The sequence below is a fragment of the Polynucleobacter sp. Nonnen-W13 genome (genome assembly GCF_018881735.1).
Classification (GTDB): domain Bacteria; phylum Pseudomonadota; class Gammaproteobacteria; order Burkholderiales; family Burkholderiaceae; genus Polynucleobacter.
Genome location: NZ_JACVPU010000002.1, coordinates 335,253 through 360,894, shown reverse-complemented (window position 1 = coordinate 360,894; position 25,642 = coordinate 335,253). Strand labels below are relative to the sequence as shown.

The 25,642-nt window shown below is 46.8% G+C and carries 26 protein-coding genes; 20 read left to right on the top strand and 6 right to left on the bottom strand.

Translation table 11 applies throughout. The features are described 5' to 3' along the window. The first annotated feature begins 249 nt into the window (after positions 1 to 249). The 16 genes from rpsB (at position 250) to ICN27_RS07065 (ending at position 15,220) form a co-directional block, all read left to right on the top strand. The gene (rpsB, locus tag ICN27_RS07140) at positions 250 to 999 is read left to right on the top strand and encodes a 30S ribosomal protein S2 (protein ID WP_215307837.1); all 750 of its coding nucleotides are present in this window, start codon (positions 250 to 252) and stop codon (positions 997 to 999) included. After that, on the top strand, positions 999 to 1,877 hold the full coding sequence (tsf, locus tag ICN27_RS07135) for a translation elongation factor Ts (RefSeq protein ID WP_216269493.1): 879 nt from the start codon (positions 999 to 1,001) through the stop codon (positions 1,875 to 1,877). The genes rpsB and tsf overlap by 1 nt, the downstream gene beginning before the upstream one ends. Positions 1,878 to 2,066: 189 nt before the next feature. Further along, a complete protein-coding gene (gene pyrH / locus ICN27_RS07130) occupies positions 2,067 to 2,777 on the top strand; it encodes a UMP kinase (RefSeq protein ID WP_046330461.1) in 711 nt (236 codons plus the stop codon). Positions 2,778 to 2,788: 11 nt separating this feature from the next. Beyond that, complete coding sequence (frr, locus tag ICN27_RS07125) at positions 2,789 to 3,349, top strand: ribosome recycling factor (protein ID WP_215307834.1); 561 nt, start codon at positions 2,789 to 2,791, stop codon at positions 3,347 to 3,349. A gap of 29 nt (positions 3,350 to 3,378) precedes the next feature. Beyond that, the gene (locus ICN27_RS07120; protein WP_215307832.1) at positions 3,379 to 4,152 is read left to right on the top strand and encodes an isoprenyl transferase; all 774 of its coding nucleotides are present in this window, start codon (positions 3,379 to 3,381) and stop codon (positions 4,150 to 4,152) included. A gap of 18 nt (positions 4,153 to 4,170) precedes the next feature. Further along, positions 4,171 to 4,998, top strand: a complete 828-nt coding sequence (locus tag ICN27_RS07115; protein ID WP_216269492.1) for a phosphatidate cytidylyltransferase — start codon at positions 4,171 to 4,173, stop codon at positions 4,996 to 4,998. After that, on the top strand, positions 4,998 to 6,188 hold the full coding sequence (ispC, locus tag ICN27_RS07110; RefSeq protein WP_216269491.1) for a 1-deoxy-D-xylulose-5-phosphate reductoisomerase: 1,191 nt from the start codon (positions 4,998 to 5,000) through the stop codon (positions 6,186 to 6,188). The genes ICN27_RS07115 and ispC overlap by 1 nt, the downstream gene beginning before the upstream one ends. Before the next feature lie 12 nt (positions 6,189 to 6,200). Then, entirely contained in the window at positions 6,201 to 7,334 is a 1,134-nt protein-coding gene (locus ICN27_RS07105) for an RIP metalloprotease (RefSeq protein WP_216269490.1), read from the top strand. Next, on the top strand, positions 7,331 to 9,679 hold the full coding sequence (bamA, locus tag ICN27_RS07100; protein ID WP_370624493.1) for an outer membrane protein assembly factor BamA: 2,349 nt from the start codon (positions 7,331 to 7,333) through the stop codon (positions 9,677 to 9,679). Before ICN27_RS07105 ends, bamA begins: the two co-directional genes overlap by 4 nt. Before the next feature lie 18 nt (positions 9,680 to 9,697). Continuing rightward, positions 9,698 to 10,225 carry an OmpH family outer membrane protein gene (locus ICN27_RS07095; RefSeq protein WP_215307824.1) on the top strand — a complete coding sequence of 176 codons (528 nt, stop codon included), beginning with the start codon at positions 9,698 to 9,700 and terminating at the stop codon, positions 10,223 to 10,225. Between the two features lie 5 nt (positions 10,226 to 10,230). After that, positions 10,231 to 11,286 carry a UDP-3-O-(3-hydroxymyristoyl)glucosamine N-acyltransferase gene (lpxD, locus tag ICN27_RS07090; protein ID WP_216269489.1) on the top strand — a complete coding sequence of 352 codons (1,056 nt, stop codon included), beginning with the start codon at positions 10,231 to 10,233 and terminating at the stop codon, positions 11,284 to 11,286. 51 nt (positions 11,287 to 11,337) lie between these two features. Continuing rightward, the gene (gene fabZ / locus ICN27_RS07085) at positions 11,338 to 11,787 is read left to right on the top strand and encodes a 3-hydroxyacyl-ACP dehydratase FabZ (protein ID WP_046330453.1); all 450 of its coding nucleotides are present in this window, start codon (positions 11,338 to 11,340) and stop codon (positions 11,785 to 11,787) included. Next, on the top strand, positions 11,787 to 12,584 hold the full coding sequence (gene lpxA / locus ICN27_RS07080) for an acyl-ACP--UDP-N-acetylglucosamine O-acyltransferase (protein WP_215307820.1): 798 nt from the start codon (positions 11,787 to 11,789) through the stop codon (positions 12,582 to 12,584). Before fabZ ends, lpxA begins: the two co-directional genes overlap by 1 nt. Then, positions 12,544 to 13,797, top strand: coding sequence for a lipid-A-disaccharide synthase (lpxB, locus tag ICN27_RS07075; RefSeq protein ID WP_216269488.1), 1,254 nt, complete (start codon positions 12,544 to 12,546; stop codon positions 13,795 to 13,797). The genes lpxA and lpxB overlap by 41 nt, the downstream gene beginning before the upstream one ends. Then, a complete protein-coding gene (gene rnhB, locus ICN27_RS07070; RefSeq protein ID WP_216269487.1) occupies positions 13,794 to 14,387 on the top strand; it encodes a ribonuclease HII in 594 nt (197 codons plus the stop codon). Before lpxB ends, rnhB begins: the two co-directional genes overlap by 4 nt. Positions 14,388 to 14,395: 8 nt before the next feature. Beyond that, on the top strand, positions 14,396 to 15,220 hold the full coding sequence (locus ICN27_RS07065; RefSeq protein WP_216269486.1) for an RNA methyltransferase: 825 nt from the start codon (positions 14,396 to 14,398) through the stop codon (positions 15,218 to 15,220). A 14-nt stretch (positions 15,221 to 15,234) separates the two neighbouring features. On the opposite strand, the gene ICN27_RS07060 is transcribed toward ICN27_RS07065, so the two are convergent. Beyond that, positions 15,235 to 16,062 (bottom strand): pyruvate, water dikinase regulatory protein, encoded by an 828-nt coding sequence (locus ICN27_RS07060; RefSeq protein WP_215307811.1) that lies wholly within the window; start codon positions 16,060 to 16,062, stop codon positions 15,235 to 15,237. A gap of 106 nt (positions 16,063 to 16,168) precedes the next feature. Here ICN27_RS07060 and ppsA point away from each other — a divergent pair, with 106 nt between their 5' ends. Then, complete coding sequence (gene ppsA / locus ICN27_RS07055; RefSeq protein ID WP_216269485.1) at positions 16,169 to 18,571, top strand: phosphoenolpyruvate synthase; 2,403 nt, start codon at positions 16,169 to 16,171, stop codon at positions 18,569 to 18,571. Between the two features lie 82 nt (positions 18,572 to 18,653). Here the strand turns inward: ppsA and ICN27_RS07050 are convergent, their stop codons facing one another. The 5 genes from ICN27_RS07050 to smpB all read right to left on the bottom strand — a co-directional run bounded on the left by ICN27_RS07050 (position 18,654) and on the right by smpB (position 23,340). Further along, positions 18,654 to 19,514: a proteasome-type protease gene (locus ICN27_RS07050; protein ID WP_216269484.1), complete on the bottom strand. Its 861-nt coding sequence runs from the start codon at positions 19,512 to 19,514 to the stop codon at positions 18,654 to 18,656. A 61-nt stretch (positions 19,515 to 19,575) separates the two neighbouring features. Beyond that, the gene (locus ICN27_RS07045; protein ID WP_216269483.1) at positions 19,576 to 20,373 is read right to left on the bottom strand and encodes a transglutaminase family protein; all 798 of its coding nucleotides are present in this window, start codon (positions 20,371 to 20,373) and stop codon (positions 19,576 to 19,578) included. Positions 20,374 to 20,381: 8 nt separating this feature from the next. After that, positions 20,382 to 21,374 carry an alpha-E domain-containing protein gene (locus ICN27_RS07040; RefSeq protein WP_216269482.1) on the bottom strand — a complete coding sequence of 331 codons (993 nt, stop codon included), beginning with the start codon at positions 21,372 to 21,374 and terminating at the stop codon, positions 20,382 to 20,384. A 15-nt stretch (positions 21,375 to 21,389) separates the two neighbouring features. Further along, positions 21,390 to 22,802 carry a circularly permuted type 2 ATP-grasp protein gene (locus ICN27_RS07035; RefSeq protein WP_215307804.1) on the bottom strand — a complete coding sequence of 471 codons (1,413 nt, stop codon included), beginning with the start codon at positions 22,800 to 22,802 and terminating at the stop codon, positions 21,390 to 21,392. A gap of 85 nt (positions 22,803 to 22,887) precedes the next feature. Continuing rightward, positions 22,888 to 23,340: an SsrA-binding protein SmpB gene (gene smpB / locus ICN27_RS07030; protein WP_015421400.1), complete on the bottom strand. Its 453-nt coding sequence runs from the start codon at positions 23,338 to 23,340 to the stop codon at positions 22,888 to 22,890. A 26-nt stretch (positions 23,341 to 23,366) separates the two neighbouring features. Between smpB and ICN27_RS07025 the strand changes: the two genes are divergently transcribed. Genes ICN27_RS07025 through guaB form a run of 3 tightly spaced genes read left to right on the top strand, consistent with a single transcriptional unit; the run spans position 23,367 to position 25,634 of the window. After that, positions 23,367 to 23,798 carry a type II toxin-antitoxin system RatA family toxin gene (locus ICN27_RS07025; RefSeq protein ID WP_215307802.1) on the top strand — a complete coding sequence of 144 codons (432 nt, stop codon included), beginning with the start codon at positions 23,367 to 23,369 and terminating at the stop codon, positions 23,796 to 23,798. After that, positions 23,791 to 24,141, top strand: a complete 351-nt coding sequence (locus ICN27_RS07020; RefSeq protein ID WP_216269481.1) for an RnfH family protein — start codon at positions 23,791 to 23,793, stop codon at positions 24,139 to 24,141. The genes ICN27_RS07025 and ICN27_RS07020 overlap by 8 nt, the downstream gene beginning before the upstream one ends. A 26-nt stretch (positions 24,142 to 24,167) precedes the next feature. After that, the gene (gene guaB, locus ICN27_RS07015; RefSeq protein ID WP_215307799.1) at positions 24,168 to 25,634 is read left to right on the top strand and encodes an IMP dehydrogenase; all 1,467 of its coding nucleotides are present in this window, start codon (positions 24,168 to 24,170) and stop codon (positions 25,632 to 25,634) included. Positions 25,635 to 25,642 lie beyond the last annotated feature (8 nt).

The window sequence follows — 25,642 nt, the reverse complement described above, 5'->3', positions numbered from 1 at the left end:
TTATCAACGACTTGGAGCTTTTTGCTAGTGGGCATCTGCCTAATTAATAGGCAGATGCCCCGTTTTAGGGTATTTCCGAGTGGGTTTTCTAGCGGGGCGCTAGGGGTGGGGCGTCTAGATCATTGATATTTAAGCTATAATTTCGTTCTCAGGTCAATTTTGATCTGAAATCGCGGGTTGAGCCTTCCAGGGTGGCGCTTTTTAGCGCAGCTAGGACTCAATCTCAGAAACCAACCCTTAGGAGAAGTTATGTCAGTAACTATGCGTCAAATGCTGGAAGCCGGTTGCCATTTTGGTCACCAAACCCGTTTCTGGTCCCCAAGAATGGCCCCTTATATTTTTGGCCATCGCAACAAAATTCACATTATCAATTTGGAAAAAACATTGCCTATGTTTCAGGACGCCCTGAAATTTGCAAAACAAATTGCTGCTAACCGTGGAACTATCTTATTCGTTGGTACTAAGCGTCAATCACGCGAGATTATTGCTGAAGAAGCTGCTCGTGCTGGCATGCCTTACATCGACAGTCGCTGGTTGGGCGGTACGCTCACCAACTTCAAAACTGTTAAAGGCTCCCTGAAGCGTTTGAAGGATATGGCAGTTGCTAAAGAAGCTGGCGATTGGGAAAAGCTTTCCAAGAAAGAAGCCTTGACTAATGATCGCGATCTCGACAAGTTGCAAAAAGCGCTTGGCGGTATTCAGGATTTGAACGGCGTTCCTGATGCGATTTTCGTAGTGGACGTTGGATATCACAAGATTGCTATTACTGAAGCTAATAAGCTTGGCATTCCTGTTATCGCTGTAGTAGATACCAACCACTCACCAGAAGGCGTTGATTACATCATCCCTGGTAATGATGACTCCAGCAAAGCTGTTCTTCTCTACGCTCGAGGTATTGCTGATGCAATTCTCGAAGGTAAATCAAACTCTGTTCAAGAAATCTTGACTGCCGTTAAAGAAGGCGAAGAAGAGTTTGTTGAAGAAGGGAAAGCTGAATAATGGCTGCTATTACCGCTGCAATGGTTGGCGAGTTACGCGCCAAGACAGATGCTCCGATGATGGAGTGCAAAAAAGCATTGACTGAGGCTGATGGCGATATGGCTCGTGCAGAAGAAATTCTGCGTGTAAAGCTCGGTAGCAAAGCTGGTAAAGCCGCATCCCGCGTTACGGCCGAAGGTATTGTTGCTTCAGCAATCAATGGCACTACAGGCACTTTGCTTGAAGTGAACTGCGAAACTGACTTCGTTTCAAAAAATGATGATTTCTTGGCATTTACACAAGCCTGCGCAAATCTGATTTCTGAAAAGAATCCAGCGGATGTTGCTGCCTTATTAGCATTGCCAATGAATGGCCAAACTGTGGATGAAGTTCGCAGCGCCTTAATCGGTAAGATCGGCGAGAACATCATGCCACGTCGTTTTGAGCGTTTCGCTGGCAGCAATAAGTTGGTATCTTATCTCCACGGTACTCGCATTGGCGTTATGGTTGAGTTCGAAGGTGATGAGACTGCAGCTAAAGACGTAGCAATGCATATTGCTGCAATGAAGCCAGTGGCTTTGTCGATGGCAGATGTTCCTGCAGAAGCCATTGCTGTTGAGCGAAGTGTTGCTGTTCAAAAGGCTGCTGAATCTGGCAAACCACCAGAAATCGTTGAGAAGATGGTTGAGGGTTCTATTCAGAAGTACCTCAAAGAGGTTTCTTTGTTGAACCAAACTTTCGTTAAAAACGACAAGCAATCGGTTGAGCAAATGCTGAAGGCTGCTAACACCACCATCAAAGGTTTCACCATGTTTGTTGTGGGTGAGGGCATTGAGAAGCGTCAAGACGACTTTGCGGCTGAAGTTGCTGCTCAGGTTGCCGCTGCTAAAGGTGCTTAATTAGCCTCAAACTCACTGGGCTTACCCAGCAAGGCTGTAATACCCAAAAGGGCATAGAAACCTCGGTTTCCATGCCCTTTTCTTTGATCGGTGCCAAGCCCTTTATAATTTGGGCAAGGTATTAAAAAGTACTTAAAGATCAATAAGCTAAGCAGATAAATTGCCTAGCAAATTACGGAAAATAAAACGATGCCAGCCTACAAACGTGTTCTCTTAAAACTCTCTGGTGAAGCCCTCATGGGGGATGATGCTTTTGGAATCAATCCAATCACGATTGATTCCATGGTGAAAGAAATAGCCGACGTAGTGAATAGCGGCGTTCAATTGGCTATCGTGATCGGCGGCGGCAATATTTTCCGAGGTGTAGCAGGTGGTGCGGCTGGTATGGATCGTGCAACCGCCGACTACATGGGAATGCTCGCCACCATGATGAACTCTCTCGCACTGCAAGATGCCTTGCGTCAAAAAGGGGTTGAGGCACGCGTGCAATCTGCTTTAAGGATGGATCAAGTCGTTGAGCCCTACATTCGTCCTCGGGCGATTCGTGCTTTGAGTGAAGGCAAGGTGGTGATCTTTGCGGCTGGTACTGGAAATCCATTCTTTACTACCGATACTGCAGCTGCTTTGCGTGGCGCAGAGATGGGAGTTGAAATCGTGCTCAAGGCTACTAAGGTGGATGGTATTTACAGTGCAGATCCAATGAAAGACCCAACAGCTACTTTGTATAAAACAATGACTTTTGATGAGGCAATCATCAAAAACTTGCAGGTAATGGACGCAACTGCATTTGCATTGTGCCGTGATCGCAAATTACCAATCAAAGTGTTTTCGATTCTCAAGCCAGGCGCATTGATGCGTGTGGTTCAAGGTGAGTCTGAAGGCACCTTAGTACACGTTTAATAGGAGGCTTGATGTCCGCAGCAGAAATTAAAACCACTACCGATCAAAAGATGCAGAAGTCTCTTGAGGCTCTGAAAACCAATCTAGCGAAGATTCGCTCTGGTCGTGCAAATCCTGGAATCTTGGAGCATATCCAAGTTGATTACTACGGCAATCCAACGCCACTAAGCCAAGTGGCTAGCCTAGGTTTGGCTGATGCCAGAACGATTAATGTGCAGCCATTTGAAAAAACAATGGTTGCTGTAGTTGAAAAGGCGATTCGTGATTCGGATTTGGGTCTCAATCCAGCATCCCAGGGCACCGTCATTCGTGTGCCCATGCCTGCATTAACTGAAGAACGTCGCCGTGATTTGACTAAGGTTGTCAAAAACGAGGGTGAAGATACTAAGATCGCTGTACGTAATTTACGCCGTGATGCCAATGAGCATTTAAAGCGCCTCACCAAAGATAAAGAAATTTCTGAAGACGATGAGCGTCGTGCCACTGATGATATTCAGAAGATGACTGATCGCGCAGTGGTTGAGATCGATAAGATCGTCTCTGAAAAAGAAAAAGAGATCATGACGGTTTAATCGTCAGATTCATTCTTATTATTCGCCTTATGACACAGCACACTAGCTCAACCTTAGTTATTCCAAAGGTTAGCGCCATTCCTCGTCATGTCGCCATCATCATGGACGGTAATGGGCGTTGGGCCAGCAAGCGCTTCATGCCGCGAGTAGCGGGCCACTCAGAAGGTTTGGGTGCTGTTCGTAAGATTGTTCAAGAGTGTCGCCAACTGGGCGTGGAATATCTCACTCTCTTTGCTTTCAGCTCTGAAAATTGGCGTCGTCCTCCAGAAGAGGTTAGCTTTTTAATGAAGCTATTTCTAAAGTCCTTAAAGGGTGAGGTCTCTCGTTTGGCTGAAAACGATATCCGTCTTCGCCTCATTGGGGATTTAAGTCGCTTTGATTCTGGGATTCAGGAGATGGTGCAGTTCTCCGAAGAAAAAACAGCTGCCTGTAAAGGGCTGACGCTCACTATTGCTGCTAACTATGGTGGACGCTGGGATATCTTGCAGGCGATGCGCCAATCTTTGACTGTCAATCCTGGTTTGACACCAGAACAAGTATCTGAAGAATTATTGCAGCCCTATCTATCGATGGCCTATGCGCCTGAGCCAGATTTGTTTATTCGAACTGGTGGCGAGCAGCGCGTCAGTAACTTTCTGCTGTGGCAACTGGCCTATACCGAGTTGTATTTCACGGATACTCTCTGGCCTGATTTTGATGAAGCTCAATTACATAAAGCTTTTGACTGGTTTAGTCAGCGCGAGCGTCGCTTTGGACGCACCAGCGCTCAGTTAGCGTCTGAGTCATTGAGCGACGCTGTCTAACCCCTTTTTATTTCTCCCATGCTAAGAACCCGAATCATTACTGCCACTATCTTGATGGCAGTGCTATTACCCATTTTATTTTTCTTGCCACCGATTTACTTGGGTATATTTTTCTTGATCGCCTTAGTTGCTGCCGCTTGGGAATGGAGTCGCATGATTGCTCCGAAAGCTCAGAAGGCTGCTTGGCTCTACGCTGTGTTCTGTTTGGCTATTATTCTATTGTTACTAGGCGTGCAAGCCATCACATGGCAATTTTCTTTGCTCATGATGGCAGTCTTGTTTTGGTTCTTTATCGCGCCATTTATCTTGGCGAAGGGAATGAATCTCTCGCTGCAAAAATTCAAACCTTTCTATAGCATGGCGGGTTTGATTATTCTGCCGGCAACTTGGTTTGCTTTGGTCTTCTTACGTGAGCTGGGCTTAGTCTTTTTATTAACTACGATGGCCTTGGTTTGGGTTGCTGATATCGGCGCTTATTTTGTCGGTAAAGCTTTTGGTAAACATAAGTTAGCTGTAAGTATTAGTCCGGGAAAATCGATTGAGGGCGCGCTAGGCGGTTTAGCGCTTTGTTATCTCTATGCATTCTTGTGTGTCACCTATTTACCGCTAGGCGATACTTTATTTGGTGCTTGGGCTATTCAATTCGGTTGGGTGCCAATGTTCCTGATGGTGACAGTATTAACGGCGTTCAGCGTCTTTGGAGATTTATTTGAGTCTCAGTTAAAGCGTTTGGCTGGCGTCAAAGATAGCAGCCATTTGCTGCCAGGTCATGGTGGCGTACTAGACCGCGTTGATGCACTCATTCCAACAATGCCGATCGCTGCATTATTAGCAGGGTGGATTTAATGTCTCTGAAACAGCTTGCTATCTTAGGGTCTACTGGATCAATTGGTGTTAATACCCTAGATGTGATCCGCGCTCACCCCGACCGCTTTAAAGTGGTGGCCCTGACTGCCGCAAAACAAATTGAGCGTTTAGCAGAGCAATGTATCGAGTTCAAGCCTGCTATTGCAGTAGTGGCTGATGCTGGTGGTGCTGCTCAACTGAGTCAACTTTTGCAAGAAAAAAAGATTCCTACACAAGTTCTTTATGGGCCTGAGGCTTTAGTTAGTGCAGTAACTGAATCTGGGTGCGATACCGTGATGGCGGCGATTGTAGGGGCGGCCGGTCTAGTCCCAACCTTGGCGGCAGCAAAAGCAGGTAAGCGAGTATTACTTGCCAACAAAGAAGCGCTAGTGATGTCGGGTAATTTATTTATGCAGGCGATGAAAGTGGGCGGCGGTGAATTGCTGCCGATTGATAGCGAGCACAATGCGATTTTTCAATGCCTACCCGATCGTTTCACAAAAACTCCATCGCTTCATTTAGGCGTTGAAGAGCTGTGGTTAACCGCTTCTGGCGGACCGTTTAGGGATAGACCTCTCGCAGATCTAGCAGGCATTACTCCTGATCAAGCCTGTGCACATCCGAATTGGGTAATGGGTCGAAAGATATCGGTTGATTCTGCGACGATGATGAATAAAGGTCTTGAGGTTATTGAGGCATTTTGGTTGTTTGGTTTGCCACTAGAAAAAATTAAGGTGTTGATTCATCCGCAGAGCGTAGTGCACTCGATGGTGCGATATCGCGATGGCTCAGTTTTAGCGCAAATGGGTCAACCTGATATGCGTACACCCATTGCCTATGGGCTGGCTTGGCCTGAACGTATAAATGCTGGTGTTGCTCCTTTGAATCTGACACAGTTGAGCGGCCTCAGTTTTACAGAGCCCAATTTTGCCCAATTCCCTTGTTTGAGTTTGGCTTTTGCTGCTGCAAAAGCAGGGGGGACTTCGCCTGCCGTATTAAATGCCGCCAATGAAGTTGCCGTTGCCGCTTTCTTGGAAGATGGATTGCCTTACTTAAGTATTTCGAAGGTAGTGGAGCACTGTTTAAATGCCTTGCCATCGGCCCCTGCAGATTCTTTAGAAACCATTCTTGGGTCTGATGCTCAGGCTCGTCAAGTTGCCACTCAATTTATTCGCAACCTTCAGAAATAGATTGGCATTTTGATGCAGGCCTTAATCACTCTTGCCGCATTTTTAGTCACACTGGGTGTATTGGTCAGCTTTCATGAGTTCGGTCATTTTTTAGCGGCTCGTTTATGCGGAGTCAAAGTACTTCGCTTTGCCTTAGGTTTCGGTAAGCCCCTCTTTACTTATCACGCTAGTAACGGCACCGAGTGGGTTCTTGCTTCTATTCCTTTGGGTGGCTATGTCAAATTGTTGGACGGCCGTGATCGTGAGCAAATTATTCCACCGCAAGAGCGCCCCCAGTCTTTCGATGTAAAGCCCCTATGGCAACGCTCTATGATTGTGGCCGCAGGACCCTTTGCCAACTTCCTTTTGGCAGTCATCTTGTTCTCAGTGATTTATGTTTCGGGCGTGCCCCAGCTTCCCGCTCGACTTCAAGCTCCGCCCGAGCAATCCATTGCTGCAAAACTGGGGGTTGCCGCAGGTGATCAGGTTGTTGGTTGGCAATCTCTTTCATCTGACTACAGTGGCGCTCCCATTCTTGATGATTTTGACTCTGTCCCAAGTTGGAATGCATTGCGTTGGCTGCTCTTAAATGCGATTACCGGCGAGCAAGGATTTGCCCTAGAAATTCAGGATGCTACTGGTGCTCGTCACGTCAAATCCTTTAGGCAGGGCGATTTACCTCTAATTACACCTGAATCCGATCCATTTCAGGCGCTGGGTTTGTTTCCCCAGGCGATTCCACCATCGGAGTGGATGGAACTCAAGTTAGGGCCAATAGATGCTTTGAGTTTTGCATACCAGCGGGTTTCTCTGATAACCAAGGTCTCCGTAAGGCTAATGTTGGGTTTATTTACGGGTAAAACGACCTTAAAGCAGCTCGGTGGGCCCTTAAGTATTGCGGATATGGCTGGTAAGTCTGCTCAGGTCGGTTGGCAGCCATTTGTCGCCTTTTTAGCCCTCATGAGTATCAGTATTGGACTCTTGAATTTAGTGCCTTTACCAATGCTCGACGGGGGTCAGCTCCTGTATGATGCATGGGAGTTGGTTGCTGGTAAGCGAATATCTTTATCACTGCAGGAAAAGCTCCAAAAAGTGGGTTTTTTGCTTCTGATATCCCTTTCCTTGCTAGCCTTGTTTAACGATTTGCAACGCTACCTTTCATTTTGAATTTTCTGATCCCCTCTTTTCGCTCTCTAACTCGATTTGCTGCGCAAGCCGCTCTGATTCTTGCGGCCGGTTTTTGCATTCATGCACAAGCTGCCGACTCTTTTGTGATCAAAGATATTCGAATCGAGGGTTTGCAGCGAGTTGAACCAGGAACTGTTTTTAGCTATTTGCCCGTTCAGGTGGGTGACACCTTTACAGATGAGAAGAGTGCTGAGGCTATTAAGGCTTTGTACAACACTGGCTTTTTCCGAGATGTTCAGATTCAAGCGCAAGGCAATGTGTTGATTGTGATCGTTGAGGAACGACCTACTATCTCCCGAATTGAATTTACTGGGATGAAAGAATTCGATCAAGAAATTGTCCGTAAATCCCTAAAGGCAGTAGGTGTGGCTGAAGCCCGCTTCTATGACAAAGCGCTAATTGATAAGGCCGAGCAAGAGCTCAAGCGTCAGTATGTTGGTAAGGGCATGTACGCTGCTGAAGTAGTTGCAACTGTTACTCCAGTAGAGCGCAATCAAGTGGCGATTTATTTCAATATTGATGAAGGCCCTGTAGCCAAGATTCAAGAGATTAACTTTATCGGTAATAACGTCTTTAGCGAGAGCACTCTCAAAAGCGAGATGCAATTGAAGACGGGCGGATGGCTTTCTTGGTATAGCAAAGATAATTTGTACTCTAAGCAAAAGCTCACTGCTGACTTAGAGAACATTCGTTCTTACTATCTCAATCGCGGTTACCTCGAGTTCGTTATCGAATCTACTCAGGTTTCTATTACTCCCGACAAAAAGGGCATCTATCTCACAGTGAGTATTCGTGAAGGCAATAAGTTCACAGTGAAGAATGTGCGTTTAGCTGGAGACTTATTGGGCAAAGAGGCTGAGTTAATTCAGCTGGTAAGTCTCAAGCCAGGTGATACCTTCTCATCTGCCAAGTTGACTGAGAGTACCAAGGCGATTGCTGAAATTCTGGGTTCATATGGCTACGCGTTTGCAACCATCAACCCACAGCCGGATATTCGTCGTGACTTAAGCGAGGTAGATCTAACCTTGGTGGTTGATCCTGGTAGACGCGTTTATGTGCGCCAAGTCAATATTACCGGTAATGCTAAAACCCGCGACATGGTGGTTCGGCGTGAGATGCGCCAGTTTGAAAGCTCTTGGTTCGATAGTGAAAAGATTGATCTCTCCAAAAAACGTTTAGGTCGTTTGGGCTATTTCACGGAGAATGATGTTTCTACTCAGGACGTTCCTGGGTCACCGGATCAAGTTGACGTCAATGTGAAGGTAACTGAAAAGCCAACCGGCGCCGTCACGATTGGTGCAGGCTTTTCCTCAACTGAAAAATTGATTCTCTCTGCTGGTATTAATCAGGAGAATGCATTTGGAACGGGTACTGCCGTAGGTTTGAATATGTCTTTGGGTAAGATTAACCAGAGCTTGGCCCTATCAAACTACGATCCGTATTTCACTGAGGATGGCATTAGTCGTTATACCGATCTGTACTACAGATCATCCAAGCCTTTGTACTACGTCGGCGATCCTAATTATCAAATTAAATCTGTTGGTAGCAATATCAAGTTCGGTGTTCCATACACAGAGGTTGACCGTGTGTTCTTTGGAACGGGTATAGAAGCCTTTCAGATTCAGACTACAAACAATACCCCTATCCCATATTTAAATTATGCGATGAGCTACGGTATAGCCTCGCCTGGATATCCTGCGACTTTGACTACCTATAACGTACCTATCACTGTAGGTTGGTCACGCGATGGTCGCGATAGCGCTTTAATTCCATCGACTGGTTCCTTGCAGCAGTTAAGTGCCGAGGTAGGAACCCCGGTTGGAAATATGACTTTCTACCGTTTATTCGGTCAGTACCAGAAATACCACTCTTTCTCAAAAGGCAACATTCTGTCCTACAACGGAGAGTTAGGTTACGGTGAAGCTTATGGCAATAATCCGTTTCCGATTACTAAAAACTATTATGTTGGTGGTATCGGCTCGGTTCGTGGCTACGCGCCTGGCTCGCTTGGCCCCACTTACTACAACTCGTATATCGGACGCTATCAGCCCACCGGCGGACAGTCAAAAATCGTCAATAATGTGGAGTACACCGTGCCAGTCCCAGGCTCTGGAGTGGATAAAACCCTGCGCGTATTTGGTTTCGTAGACGGTGGTAATGTCTATAACGAGAATATCAATCTCGTATTACGATATTCTTATGGCTTGGGTTTATCATGGATATCACCACTGGGCCCGCTCAAGTTTAGTTATGGTATTCCGATCAAATCATTACCGACGGATAACGTCCAACGTTTGCAGTTCCAAGTGGGTACAGCGTTTTAATTGTTTAAGGAAAGTTTTATGAAGCTTCATCAATCTTCCAAATGGATTCAGTACGGCTTAATTGCTGTTTCATCACTCATTGCTATGCCATCGGCATTGGCTCAAGATGCTGGGACTCGGGTTGCAGCTGTGAACGTTGAAAAAGTATTCAACGAATCGAACATGGCCAAAGCTAGTCAGACTAAGCTGCAGAATGAATTTACAAAACGCCAAAACGAAATTCGTGACAGCGCCCAAAAAATCAAATCTGCTGCAGAAAAGTTAGATCGTGACTCAGCAGTCATGTCTGAGGCTGAGCGTGCACGTCGTCAGCGTGAGTTGGCCGATCAAGATCGCGAATTGCAGCGCAAACAGCGTGAGTACACTGAGGATCTCAATCAGCGTAACTTTGAAGAGCGTGCCAAGATTGCTGAAAAAGCTAATCAAGCCCTGAAGCAAATCGCTGAACAAAGAAAAATTGATGTCATTATTCAAGATCCAGCCTATGCCAATCCTAAGGTTGATGTTACTGATGATGTCATCAAGGCTTTGAATAGTCTTAAGTAAGTTTTATGCCCACCGCCATCGAGCTGGCCGAACAGTTTCAAGTAAGCTTGGTGGGGGATGGCTCCCTCTCGCTTCAAGGCCTCGCTCCTCTTGAGCGAGCGCAATCAAGTCAAATCTCCTTTCTTTCGAATCCGCTGTATCGCCAACAGGCTAGTGATAGCGCTGCAGGTGCATTGATTGTCAGCAAGGCAGATTTAGATTTTCTCCAAGCGAACCTTGGAGGTAACGCGGCAGGACGAGTATTTTTTGTCTCTAAAAATCCCTATGCCACTTTTGCCAGAATGGCGCAGCACTTTGCCAAGGCTTCTGCACCTGTTTATGCGCCTGGAGTGCATCCCAGTGCCGCCATTGATCCTAGCGTCAGCATTCCAGCCTCATGTCATATCGGACCATTTGTGCAAATCGGTCCTGGCGTTAAATTAGGTGAGCGAGTGATCTTGTTAGGAAATACTTCTGTCGCCAGAAACTCCAGTATCGGTAGCGATACTTTGATTTATCCCAACGTATCGCTTTATTCAGAAACTAAGCTTGGTGAGCGCTGCATTATTCATAGTGGAGCGGTCATTGGTGCGGATGGTTTTGGTTTTGCCCCTGACTTTTCTGCTACCGGTGCTGAGTGGGTGAAGATACCGCAAACAGGTGCTGTTGTTATCGGAAATGATGTTGAGGTGGGCGCTTCAAGCACAATTGATCGTGGCGCTATGAGTGACACCATTATTGGCAATGGTACCAAGATAGATAACCAAGTTCAAATTGCTCACAACGTAGTGGTCGGTAATTGCTGTGTGATTGCTGGTTGTGCTGCCATTTCGGGAAGTACTAAGATTGGCAACTTTTGCATTATTGGCGGCGCTGCGAACTTTGCTGGTCACCTCACCATTGCTGACAGAACAACAATATCAGGTAATACCTCAATTATTCGTTCAATTACGGAGCCGGGGCAGCATTACACGGGCGTTTATCCTTCAATGCTCCATAGCGCTTGGGAGAAAAACGCAGCAATTCTGCGGGGTCTCGATAAAATACGCCAACGCTTACGATTATTAGAAAAATCTCAATAATTTCATCACCATATTATAAAAATCTAGAAACTTTATTCAGCAGGTAATTACATGAGCAAACCCATCGCTATCGACATCAATCAAATTTTGAAGTTGTTGCCACATCGCTATCCATTTTTATTGGTTGACCGCGTATTGGAGATTGAGCCTCGTCAAAGCATTACTGCGTTGAAGAATGTCACCATGAACGAGCCGTTCTTTCAGGGTCACTTCCCAGATTTTCCGGTTATGCCAGGGGTTTTAATTATTGAGGCGCTTGCCCAGACTGCGGCACTTCTAACCTTTTCTGAGGTACGTGAAGAAAATGCAGTTTATTACTTTGCCGGTATTGATGGTGCTCGCTTTAAGAAGCCAGTATTGCCTGGCGATCAATTAATCATGACAGCTAAGCTAGAGCGTGAACGTGCTGGTATCTATAAGTTCCAAGTGCAAGCTACTGTGGATGGCGAGTTAGCTGCCGAAGCGAATATCACTTGTGCCGTTCGTACGAAAGGTGCGTAATGACTCGGATTCATGCATCTGCTGTAGTTGATAGTAAAGCGGAGATCGCCAGCGACGTAGAGATCGGTCCGTACTCCGTCATTGGACCTAACGTCAAAATTGGTGCTGCTTGCAAGATCGGCTCTCACACTGTGATTGAGGGTTACACCACGATTGGCAAAGAAAATAACTTCGCCCACTTCGCTGCTATTGGCGGCGCTCCCCAGGATATGAAATACCGTGGTGAGCCTACCCAGTTGATTATTGGGGATCGCAATACCATTCGTGAGTTCACGACCATTCATACGGGTACATCGCAGGATGAGGGCATCACTAGAATTGGTGATGACAACTGGATCATGGCTTATGTGCACATTGCACATGACTGCCAAATCGGTAACCATACGATTTTCTCAAGCAATGCACAAATTGCTGGCCACGTAAAGGTAAGCGACTGGGCAATCATGGGTGGTATGTCTGGTGTGCATCAATTTGTACGCATCGGTCAACATGCTATGTTGGGTGGCGCCTCCGCATTAGTGCAAGACATTCCGCCGTTTGTGATTGCGGCTGGTGATAAAGCATCTCCCCATGGCATTAATGTGGAAGGTCTAAAGCGTCGTGGTTTTTCAAGCGAAACGATTTCTGCTTTGCGGCAGGCATATAAGGTTCTCTATAAAGATGGCCTCAGCTTTGAAGAAGCCAAGGTAGAGATTCAGAAGATGGCGCTCGCTAGCGCATCCGATGCCCAAACTGCAGAAAAGCTGACAGAGTTCCATGACTTTATTGCCGCCTCTACGCGCGGCATTATTCGATAGAGTAGGTCTAGTGTCTAAACTTGCTTGTGTTGCCGGAGAGCCTTCGGGTGACTTGCTGGCAGCGCCAGTATTGAGCGCACTAAAACAGATCCCCGACACCTCTAATCTGGAGGTCTATGGTATTGGCGGTCCTCGTATGCAGGACGAGGGTCTGCGCTCAGATTGGCCAATGGAGACATTAAGTGTCCGTGGTTACGTTGAGGCAATAAAACAGTTACCTGCGATTCTGAAATTACGTAAAGAGTTGATTGCCAATCTTACCGGCGATGGTCGCCCAGATGTGTATCTAGGTATTGACGCACCAGATTTCAATTTAGGCGTTGAGTTGGCTTTGCGCAAAGCAGGTATTCCTACGCTGCATTTCGTTTCCCCATCCATTTGGGCGTGGAGAGCTGGGCGCATCAACAAAATTAAGCAAGCAGTTGAACGTATGCTCTGTATTTTTCCGTTTGAGACTGAGATTTATGAACGTGCTGGCATTAGCGCAACTTATGTCGGACACCCACTTGCCAGTGAAATACCTCTTGAGCCAAACCCAGCAAGCGCCAAGCAAAAAATAGAAAATATCTTACATCTGCCAAGTAATACATTGAGCGGAGTGCTTGTCTCTGTATTACCGGGTAGTCGCGGTTCTGAGATTGAACTGATTGCACCAGTCTTTTTTGAGACCATGGCAGAACTTGCAAAGTGCATGCCAGGACAAACTCTGCATTTTGTAATCCCAGTGGCAACGCCACGCTTGCGTGAACCGCTAGAAGCCTTGCTCAAAAATACACTCGATAAAAATCCTGACCTTCATATTCATCTGATTGATGGCGAGGCTGATGTTGTGCTTGAGGCCGCCGATGTTGTGCTGATTGCTAGTGGTACAGCGACATTACAGGCGGCACTCTGGAAAAAGCCGATGGTGATCTCTTACAAGGTGCCTTGGTTGACAGCGCAGATCATGAAACGACAAGGCTATCTGCCATATGTTGGTTTGCCAAATATTCTTTGCGGGGAGTTCGTTGTGCCAGAACTTTTACAAGATGATGCCACTCCCAAGAACTTGGCTGATGCCTTGTTAGCTTGGTTAAATAATCCTAGCAAGGCCGCTCAATTAAAAACCCGTTTTGCAGAAATGCACGAGACCTTGCGCAGACCCACTGGCTTATTGGTTGCTCAGGCCGTAGCGCAAACCATTGTCGCTACAAAACATCGAGTGATTACGTGAGCGTGATTTGGGTATGTGGCGTCGACGAAGCGGGACGTGGTCCACTAGCGGGATCGGTGGTTGCTGGTGCTGTCGTGCTTGATCCTGAGAATCCCATTGTTGGATTAAAAGATTCTAAAAAGCTATCTGCTGCAAGGCGTGAGTTTTTGTTTGAGCAAATTCAGCTAAAGGCTAAAGCCTGGGGCATTGGTGAGGCGAGCCCAGTGGAGATTGATGAGATCAATATTTTGCAAGCAACGATGTTGGCAATGCGCCGCGCAATAGAAGATCTCACTACACGTTTAGGCGGCTGGCCAGATAAAGCATTGATTGATGGCAATCGCTGTCCTGAACTTCCCATAGCAGCCGAGGCTATTGTGAAGGGCGATACCAAAGAGCCGGCAATATCAGCCGCTTCTATCTTGGCGAAGGTCACACGCGATCGTCAAATGATGGCTTTGCATGAGCTGCATCCCCAGTATGGCTTTGCTCAGCATATGGGGTATCCAACTGAAGCGCATTTTGCTGCGCTAAAGAAATTTGGCGCGTGTGATCAACACCGCCGTAGCTTTTCTCCTGTGCGAAATGTATTGGCACTGCATAGTCGATAATCCGAACTATGAAAATTGAATTTATCAGCTCAAAAGATAATTCCTTATTTAAGGAGATTCGTCAATTGCAAGCTACTGGGCCTAAAGGACAAAAGGCGAGATTTGCTTGCGGCCAGGCTTTGTTAGAAGGTATTCATTTGATACAAACTTGGGTGGGTAATCCAGCACTCAAGATATTGATTACTTCTGAGTTGGGTTTGCAGAACCCAGAAATTGCTCAAGCTGTTTACGATCATGTAGAAATTTGTCCAGAGACTCGGGTTTATCAATTGGATAAAGGTTTGTGGGATTTGCTCAGTGATCTAGTCAATGCGCCGCAGATTGCGGGCTTGCTGGATCTTCCCGAATCTGCCTTGAACCCGCAAAAGTCGGTTGCTACGCTTGAGGGGGATGTCATTATTTTGGATCGCATTCAGGATGCTGGGAATGTGGGCTCTATTTTGCGTACTGCTGCGGCAGCAGGCTTTACTCAGGTAATTGCGCTGTCCGGTTGTGCCCATCTTTGGTCAAGCAAAGTATTACGAGCGGGTATGGGCGCACATCGCCTGCTTGAGCTTTATGAAGGCTGGTCATCTCAGCAAGTCTTAAGTGCGGTCACTGCACCTTTGCTAGCTACCACTGCTGATGGCGAGCTCGATCTATTTAATATGCCCAAGGTATTGATTCATCCCGTTGCCTGGGTAATGGGAAGTGAAGGACAGGGCGTTTCTGAAGACCTGCTTGCTCAAGCCAAAGGCGTCTCCATTCCGATTGACCCAAGAGTTGAATCCCTCAATGTCTCGACTGCTGCAGCAATCTGTCTATTTGAGACAGTGCGAATTCGTCGTAACTAAGACTAGCTAGTGCACTAGCCGAGGATTGTTTTATCCGACTTAATAGATTGCAAGACAGTAGTGGCAATCTCTTCAATCGATTTGCTCGTCGTAGCCACCCAAGGAATGGATTCTTTTTTCATCATGGCGGTGGCTTCGTTGATCTCATAACGGCAGTTTTCTAACTTGGCGTAATTACTGCCAGGGCGTCGCTCATTGCGAATCTCTGACAAGCGTTCAGCATCAATCATCAAGCCAAAAATCTTACTGCGATACGGGATTAAATCTTTGGGTAACTGCCCACGTTCAAAATCTTCTGGAATCAGAGGGTAGTTTGCTGCCTTCAGGCCATATTGCATTGCTAAATAAAGACTGGTTGGTGTTTTGCCTACCCGCGATATACCCACCAAAATGACATCAGCCTCAGCTAGATTTTTATTGGATTGGCCGTCATCATGGGCCAGAGAGTAGTTAATGGCTTCGATCCGGTTTTTGTAGGCCTCAGTATCCGCATTGTGGTGCAGGCGGTTCATGGCATGGGTTGATTTAACCCCGAGAGCCTGCTCCAAAGGCGCCACAAAAGTCTGGAACATATCCAAAATCAGGCCATTGGCTTTGCCGACAATGGTGTTCAGTTCGGGATTCACCAAAGTAGTGAAAACAATGGGCTGGACTTCATATTTGGAGGCTGCCTGATTGATGCTAGAGACCGCATCATGGGCTTTTTCAGGGCTATCCACAAAAGGCACTCGAATATGCTTAAAAGTGGCCTCAAATTGAGCCAAAATCGATTGGCTGAAGTTCTCGGCGGTGATGCCGGTGCCATCAGAAACAATAAAAACAATACGAGCTTGGGTGGACATGAGATTGGCCTAGAGGTCTTGGTCAGCACTACAATATGTGGTTAATGAAGTATGCCGTATTTTATCCGGCCGCTCGACCAGTTTCCTTATCCTTAGAGAGTATTTTATGTCCAACCAACAGCAACAAAGTAACGATGTAGCCAATGCCTATGTTTTACCTTTTGAGCAACTCCGGATGACGGATGTTGAGTCAGTCGGCGGTAAAAATGCTTCACTTGGTGAAATGATTTCTCAGTTGTCCTCCACTGGTGTGCGTGTGCCTACTGGGTTTGCAACTACCTCATTAGCGTTTCGTGATTTTTTAGAACACAACAACTTGACCGAGCGTATTCAAAAGCGTTTGGAAAATCTCAATATTGATGATGTTCGTGCTCTAGCCGAGGCTGGAAAAGAAATCCGCGGCTGGATTGAGACCGCCCCATTTCAGCCACGCCTTGATGAGGAGATTCGCACTGCTTTTAAGAAGTTAGACGATTCCGGCAAAGGCTCATTTGCCGTACGTTCTTCTGCTACAGCAGAAGACTTGCCTGATGCTTCATTTGCAGGGCAGCAAGAAACTTTCTTGAACGTTGAAGGCATTGATGATGTTCTTAAGAAGATTCGTGAAGTATTTGCCTCTTTATATAACGACCGTGCGATTTCTTACCGCGTTCACAAGGGCTTTGCCCACGCTGAAGTAGCGCTATCTGCTGGAATACAGCGGATGGTGCGCTCTGACCTGGGTGCTGCAGGTGTGATGTTCACTTTGGACACGGAGTCTGGTTTTGAAGATGTGGTGTTTATCACTTCGAGCTATGGCTTGGGCGAGACAGTTGTGCAGGGTGCAGTGAACCCGGATGAGTTTTATGTATTCAAAACTACTTTGGCAAAAGATAAGAAGGCGATTATTCGTCGCTCTTTAGGTTCTAAGCTGATTCAAATGCAATTTGCCCCAGCAGGCTCTGCTGAGAAGGTGATGACTGTGGATGTTGCTCCAGAAAAGCGTAATCGTTTTTCATTGGAAGATGCTGACATTACTGAATTAGCAAAATACGCGGTCATTATTGAAAAGCACTATGGCCGTCCAATGGACATCGAGTGGGGTAAGGACGGTCAAGATGGCCGTATTTATATTCTGCAGGCACGCCCAGAGACGGTAAAGAGTCAGGCTGCAGGTCAAGTAGAAATGCGCTACAAGTTAAAAGGTAGCTCAAAAGTGTTAGCTAAGGGTCGTGCGATTGGTCAAAAGATTGGTGCAGGCCCGGTTCGCATTATTCGCGACCCAAGCGAGATGGATCGTGTGCAGCCAGGCGATGTATTAGTTGCTGATATGACTGATCCTAATTGGGAGCCAGTGATGAAGCGTGCTTCTGCGATCGTCACTAACCGTGGAGGTCGTACTTGTCACGCAGCGATTATTGCTCGCGAGTTAGGTGTTCCTGCGGTAGTAGGTTGTGGTGACGCGACTGAGCATTTGCAAGACGGCATGATGGTTACTGTATCTTGCGCAGAAGGTGACGAAGGCCATATTTATGATGGCTTGATTGAAACTGAAGTGACTGAAGTTTCTCGTGGCGTATTGCCAGAGATCCCAGTCAAGATCACTATGAATATCGGTAATCCCCAGTTGGCCTTTGACTTCTGCCAAATCCCAAATGCCGGTGTTGGTTTGGCCCGTCTCGAGTTCATCATCAATAACTACATTGGTGTGCACCCACGTGCTGTCTTGGAGTATCCAAACATTGACCCTGATCTGAAGCGCGCAGTCGAGAGTGTTGCTCGTGGCTATGCAAGTCCGCGTCAGTTTTATGAAGATAAATTGGTTGAGGGTGTAGCAACGATTGCTGCTGCTTTTTATCCAAAACCCGTGATCGTGCGTTTGTCCGACTTTAAGTCAAATGAATATAAGAAGCTGATTGGCGGTTCACGCTATGAGCCGGACGAAGAGAATCCAATGCTCGGTTTCCGTGGCGCATCCCGTTACGTATCAGCAGATTTTGGTGAAGCCTTTGCTTTAGAGTGTGCCGCAATGAAGCGTGTTCGTGAGGATATGGGTCTGGATAACGTTGAGATCATGGTGCCCTTTGTTCGCACCATTAAGCAGGCTGAGCGCGTCATCGACATGATGGCAAAGTTAGGCCTCAAGCGTGGTGAGAATGGTCTGCGCCTGATCATGATGTGCGAGATTCCTTCTAATGCAATCTTAGCGGATCAATTCCTCGAGCATTTCGATGGATTCTCAATCGGTTCAAACGATATGACTCAGTTAACTTTGGGCTTAGATCGTGATTCCGGTATGGAATTGCTGGCAATTGACTTTGATGAGCGCGACCCTGCGGTGGAGTTCATGATTGCTCGCTCTATTGATGCCTGCCGTAAGCAAAACAAATACGTTGGTATTTGTGGTCAAGGCCCTTCAGACCACCCAGACTTTGCCCGTTGGTTGGTTGCTAAGGGCATTACTTCGATCTCTCTCAATCCGGATAGCGTAGTAGCTACCTGGGAAATGTTGGGCAAGAAAGAGGCTTAACTTTGCATTGCTAATCACTAGTAAGATGTAAAAAATGCCTAGATCCAAATCTAGGCATTTTGTTTTGGAGCTGCTAAGCGAACTAGCGCTTCGCTTTTGCAGTCACTCTTTTCTTTGGACTAGCTTTAACTATTTTCTTAGGGGCCTTAATGCTGCGATGAATGGGTACTGCACCCATTTTCTTAGCGGGCGATGCAATCGAGCGCGAGGGCGTAGCTCCAGACCAACTAGGCTCTGCAATCGAGTTAAATGCGGCCCGTAATTTTTCGCCCCACAACTGGTGGATCATTTGGAAGTAGGGATTTGACTCATCCATAGTGACCAGCTTACTGGCTTGCAAGGAGTTCTTTTCGTAAACCATGAGATCCAGTGGTAGGCCAACAGAGATATTACTGTTGAGCGTGGAATCCATAGAAATCAGGGCGCACTTGGTTGCTAAGTTGAGGGGTGTATCAAAGGTAATAACCCTATCTAAGATGGGTTTGCCGTATTTGGATTCTCCAATCTGGAAGTAGCATGTTTCAGGCGTAGCTTCAATAAAGTTACCAGCTGAATAAATATTAAACAGTCTTGGACGCTCACCTTTAATCTGTCCACCAAAGATGAGATTGCAGTTGAAATCAATACCTGCTTTTTCTAGTGCTTGATGGTCTCTGTCATAAACCTGTTTGATGGCATCACCAATGACCACAGCTGCATCGTGGGTGCTTTCTACATTCCATAAATTCTTCCCATTGAGAAGCTGGCCTTGCAAGAGAATTTCTTTAACAGCTTGCGTAATGGCGAGATTGCCAGCACTCATTAGCGTAAAAAAGCGGTCTTTATCCTTTTGGAATAAGGACATCTTTCTGAAGGTGCCGATTTGATCAACACCCGCATTAGTGCGGGTATCGGATAAAAACACCAGGCCATCTTTGAGGCAAAGTCCAACGCAATACGTCATCCTGCAGTCCCTTTAATGATTTCTTTTAATTATCTCTTACTTGACTTGATCAGGAGCTTCTTTAATTCAGCTGGGTAATTGAGATACTGGCACTTAACTCTTCACCACCTCCACCAGAGCGAACTCCTTTTACTGGAGCTGCTGAGTAATAATCTCTACCAATCGCCAGGCGTACATGACGCGCATCAGTAAAGCAGGCATTGGTGATGTCAATGCTCAACCAGAGTCCCTTAGTAAGGTCAGCGCAAAAATCTATCCAGGCATGGCTTGCCAGATTGGGCGAATCTTCTGCAAAGAAGTAGCCGCTGACATAGCGCGCTGGAATGCCAGAGGCACGACACAAGCCGAGCATGATGTGTGCATGATCTTGGCAAACACCGGATTTCATAGCAAATGATTGAGCAGCGGTGGTTGCAAAATTCGTTTGTCCTGGAAAATAAAGAATTGTCTCTTGCACTGCCGCAGCCAATTCCAATACCTCATCAACAGCGTTCTTCTTGGGCAGCGATGATGAGAAATACTCCAGCATTGCTGCGGTAGGCTCAGTGAGATTGGTTTGCTGTAGGAGGTGGTAGGGCGAAACTGCCTTGGGGGCATCTAGGAACTCAAAAGCATCTTGCGTCGTGACTTCACCTTCTGCCTCAATCATCATGGAGGTGTATGCGCTTTCTTGAACGAAAACGCTGTAAACGTTTCCAAATGCATCGAGTGAGCTACTTGCCTTAATAGGGGTGCTGACCTTCCACTTTTCAATGGCTTGACCTGCTACATCGGGGGGTGTTAGGCGCAACTCTTGAATGGAATAGCGAACAGGTGTTTCATAACGGTATTCGGTTCGATGGCGAATCTTCAGGTGCATGGCGATCTTTAAGCTACAGCTAATGGTATGAGATAGGCATTACTGAATTCATCAGCAATGTGGTTGATGCGTTCCAAGAACTCTTTAATGAACTCTTCCAGCCCTTGAGAAAAAACTTCATCAATATCGGAATAGTCTAAGCTTGCCTTGAGCTTGCCTAGCAGGCGTTCAATTTCTTTGGATTGTTGATTTTTCATTTCTGCAATCAAAGGAATGAGCTCATTAACGCAGCATACTAGTGAGCGTGGCATTTGCCTGTTAAAAATTAAGAGTTGTGCAACTTTCTTGGGGCTTACTTGATCAGAGTAAATCTGCCGATAGATCTCAAAAGCAGAGACTGAGCGTAGTAGGGCGGCCCAGTGATAGAAATCAAAGAAATTGCCATCAGTCTCATCAACTGACTTGCCTTCTTTACCCTCCTTGCCTTTACCTAATGCTTTCAGGGCCACTTGACCTTCGTATTTGGTTTCTAAAATACGAGCGGTGTTATCGGCCCTCTCCAGTAATGTGCCGACATTCATAAAGTAGAAGGCTTCATTCTTGAGCATAGTCCCATGCATCACGCCCCTAAATAGATGGCAGCGGTGCTTGACCCATTCCAGCAATCTACTTGGATCAGTTTGATTACGGGATTCCAGAATGCGTTGTAATTCCAGCCAAGTAGTATTTTGTGTTTCCCATGCTTCGGAAGTAATCTTCCCTCGAATGACGCGCGCATTCTCACGAGCGGCAAATAGGCAAGATACGATGCTAGATGGATTGCTGGTTTCATAAATCATAAAATCCAAGACATTCTCACGAGTAATTACATCGTATTTCTCTAGGAATAATGTTTCCAGCTTAGAAATCGTGAGGAGCTTTTTCCAGCTTTGCTCTAAAAACTCTGCAGGCTGTGGGAGGAGGGAGGTTTGGTGATTGACATCTAACATTCGAGCAGTATTTTCTGCGCGTTCTGTGTAGCGAGCCATCCAGTAAAGGCAATCAGCGGTACGACTTAGCATATTGACTTATCCATTTTATTCTTCGAGTACCCAGGTGTCCTTAGTGCCGCCACCTTGTGATGAATTCACGACTAAAGAGCCTTCTTTGAGCGCCACACGAGTAAGTCCGCCTGGCACCATCTTGATGGTTTTGCCCGATAAAACAAATGGGCGCAAATCAATATGGCGGGGCGCCACACCAGACTCTACGAAGGTTGGGCAAGTGGATAGTGCAAGTGTTGGTTGGGCAATGTATTTATCTGGATTGGCAATCAGATGTTTTCGAAATTCCTCTATCTCCGCTTTACTCGACGCCGGCCCCACTAACATGCCATAACCACCAGCACCATGCGTCAACTTCACAACCAACTTATCTAAATTCGCTAAGGTGTAAGCAAGGTCATCTGGCTTGCGGCATTGGAAAGTCGGCACGTTATTGAGAATCGGTTTCTCACCCAAATAGAACTCAATCATGTCGGGTACATAAGGATAGATGGATTTGTCATCAGCAATACCAGTGCCAATGGCATTTGCCAAGGTCACATTGCCCGCGCGATGTGCAGAAAGTAGTCCTGCAACACCTAAAGTCGAGTCGGACCTAAATGCCAGGGGGTCCAAGAAGTCATCATCAACGCGGCGGTAAATAACGTCTACCCGCTCAGGGCCTTGGGTAGTGCGCATAAAGACTTGCTCATTCTTCACAAACAAGTCCTTGCCCTCAACCAATTCAACACCCATCTGCTGGGCTAGGTAGCTGTGCTCAAAATAGGCAGAGTTGTACATGCCCGGAGTGAGCACTACGACGTTAGGCTTTTTGACATCATCAGGTTTTACTGACTTTAAACATTCCAATAAAAAATCGGGATAGTGCTCAACAGGTGCAACACGATATTGTTGAAATAGGTCGGGGAAGAGTCGCATCATCATTTTGCGATCTTCAACCATATAAGAGACGCCGGACGGAACACGCAAGTTATCTTCCAAGACGTAGAACTCGCCCTCTCCAGCCCGCACGATATCAATTCCGGCGATCTGGGCATAAATATCCCGTGGCACATTCACGTTGCGCATCTCTGGTCGGTATTGCGCGTTGTTATAAATTTGCTCAGCGGGAATAATGCCTGCTTTAATAATGTCTTCTTCGTGATAGACGTCGTAGATAAAGCGATTGAGTGCTTTAACCCGTTGACGTAAGCCAGCCTCTAGCTGCGCCCATTCTTTGGCAGTAAAGATACGGGGAACTTGATCAAAGGGAATGGTCCTCTCAGATCCAAGATCATCTCCATAGACTGCAAAGGTAATGCCAACACGTCGGAAGATGAGGTCAGCTTCGGCGCGCTTAAGACCCATGAGGGTATCGCTTTGTTGCTTGAGCCAATGGTGGAAAACTTGGTAATGGGGGCGCGCTTTTCCGCTGGCGTCGAGCATTTCATCAAAAGGCAATTTCATACTTACAAACTAATGCCTTTAGATTGGCCTCGTGTAGAGGGATGGGGCAGCTTGGTGCTTCAATGCACTTTATTGGTGCAAGAAATTAGGCGTTGAGGTCGCCTCGAGCAATTCGACCCTTTTGGACTTCCCATTCACGCTCTTTGGTGGCAGCGCGTTTGTCATGCTGCTTCTTGCCGCGGGCCAATCCAATCTCACACTTCACATTCCCTTTGGAGAAATGCAGGTTCAATGGAACAAGGGTATAGCCTTTTTGCTCCACTTTGCCGATGAGTTTTTTAATCTCAATTGCATTGAGGAGGAGTTTGCGGGTTCGGGTGCTATCTGGAACTATATGAGTGGAAGCTGATAGCAGGGGGGTGATATGGCAACCGATCAGGAACAGCTCCGCCCGACGGATGACAACATACGCTTCTTTGATGTGCACGCGACCGGCGCGGATAGCTTTTACTTCCCAGCCTTCCAGAACCAGCCCTGCCTCAAACCGTTCCTCGATAAAATAATCGAAGAAGGCTTTTTTGTTATCGACGATACTCATATTTATTTAGCTTCTCAAGATCGATTATGGCAGACGTCAACAAGACCGTTTTAATTGGCCAATCCGCGGACCGCATGTATGGTTTGGTAACTGATGTTGCCCGCTACCCAGAGTTCTTGCCCTGGTGCGGTGGTGTAGAAATTTTTGAGCAATCCGAGACTATTTTGGACGCCAAAATCAATATCCACTTCAAGGGCATTAATCAGTATTTTCATACTCGCAATAGCAATCGTCGCCCTGAAAGCATTGATATGGTGTTTGTAGATGGACCATTTAAGCATTTTTCTGGGCAGTGGAACTTCATTCCCCTCAAGGAAGATGCCTGCAAGGTGGAATTTAAACTTCACTGGGAGTTCAAGAGCGTCATCCTAGATAAGATCATTGGCCCGGTCTTCGGACATATTGCAGGCACCTTTGTGGATTGTTTCGTCAAACGAGCTGAAGACCTCTATGGCTAGTCAGTCTATGGAGATTCTGATTTGTGATGCCCGCTTAGATGAGCCTCGTTTAAACCCTTTCACACTGCACTTATTGCCTTCCGAGGCTCCTACTGTAGGGCTTGCCCTTTTGAGAGCCGGAATTGCTCAAGGCCCAAATGATCCCATCTTGGCAAGAAAAGGCTGTTTTGGCGTCTTTGGCAAGCGTAAGGATTGGGACAGCCCTATTTATGAGGGTGATCGCCTAGAGCTATATTCTGCGCTCCTAGTTGACCCTAAGGTCGTCCGTCGCAAGAAGGCCAATCAGAATCAAGATGCCAAATTCCAGGCTGCCGCAGCTAAAAGAAAGGCTAGGAGGCTATAATCGGTTTTTGCGACTAGGGGTTTTGCATGCGACTCATTCAAAAAGCACTCACTTTTGACGATGTGCTCCTTGTACCGGCTTATTCATCGGTACTCCCTCGAGATGCCAGCTTGGCAAGTAAGTTAACTCGAGAAATTTCACTCAATACACCGTTGGTGTCTGCGGCAATGGATACCGTCACTGAAGGCCGCTTGGCAATTGCCATGGCTAGCGAAGGTGGTATTGGCATTGTTCATAAAAATCTCAAGCCTGCTGAACAGGCCAGGGAAGTGGCTAAGGTGAAGCGTTACGAATCCGGTATTTTGCGTGATCCTATTACGGTGGATCCAAATGCCACTCTACGCCAAGTTATTCAACTCTCTCGTGAGCATGGTTTCTCCGGATTCCCGGTGCTGACTGGCAAAGAAGTGGTGGGCATTATTACCAACCGCGATTTGCGTTTTGAAGAAGACTTGGATGCGCCAGTGAAATCCAAGATGACTCCCCGTGAGCGCTTAATCACAGTCAAAGAAGGTTGCTCTCTAGAGGAGGCAAAGCGCTTGATGAGTCAGCATCGCTTAGAGCGCGTACTGGTAGTCAACGACAAGTTTGAATTACGTGGTCTGATTACCGTTAAAGATATCTTGAAGGCGACTGAGCATCCAAATGCCTGTAAAGATAGTGAAGGTAAATTGCGCGTTGGCGCTGCAGTCGGTGTTGGTCCTGATAATGATGAGCGTATTGAGCTCTTAGTTCGTGCGGGCGTCGATGTGATTGTGGTGGATACCGCACACGGACATAGCCAAGGCGTCTTAGATCGCGTGAAGTGGGTTAAGAAAAATTACCCTCACGTACAAGTAATTGGTGGAAACATTGCCACGGGTGATGCTGCTAAAGCATTGGCTGACCACGGCGCTGATGGCGTGAAGGTCGGGATTGGTCCTGGCTCTATTTGCACTACCCGGATTGTTGCAGGTGTTGGTGTGCCTCAGATTAGCGCCATCGTCAATGTGGCTGCTGCCCTCAAAGGTACAGGCATTCCTCTCATTGCTGATGGTGGTGTGCGTTACTCAGGTGACGTTGCAAAAGCCTTGGCTGCTGGAGCAAGCTCAGTCATGATGGGTGGTATGTTTGCTGGTACTGAAGAAGCTCCTGGTGAAGTGTTTCTCTACCAAGGTCGTTCATACAAAAGCTATCGCGGCATGGGCTCTTTGGGCGCGATGGCGGATGGCTCTGCAGATCGTTATTTCCAAAGCGATATCAGTGCTGCGAATGCTGAGAAGCTAGTACCGGAAGGTATTGAAGGGCAAGTACCTTACAAAGGTAGCGTCCTTGCCATCTTGCATCAACTGACTGGTGGTATTCGTTCTTCAATGGGCTATCTTGGATGCAAGACCATTGATGAGCTTCACGAGAAAGCGAATTTTGTGGAGATCACTTCAGCGGGTGTGCGTGAGTCACATGTTCATGATGTGAAGATCACCAAGGAAGCGCCGAATTACCATATTGATTAAGAAGTAAC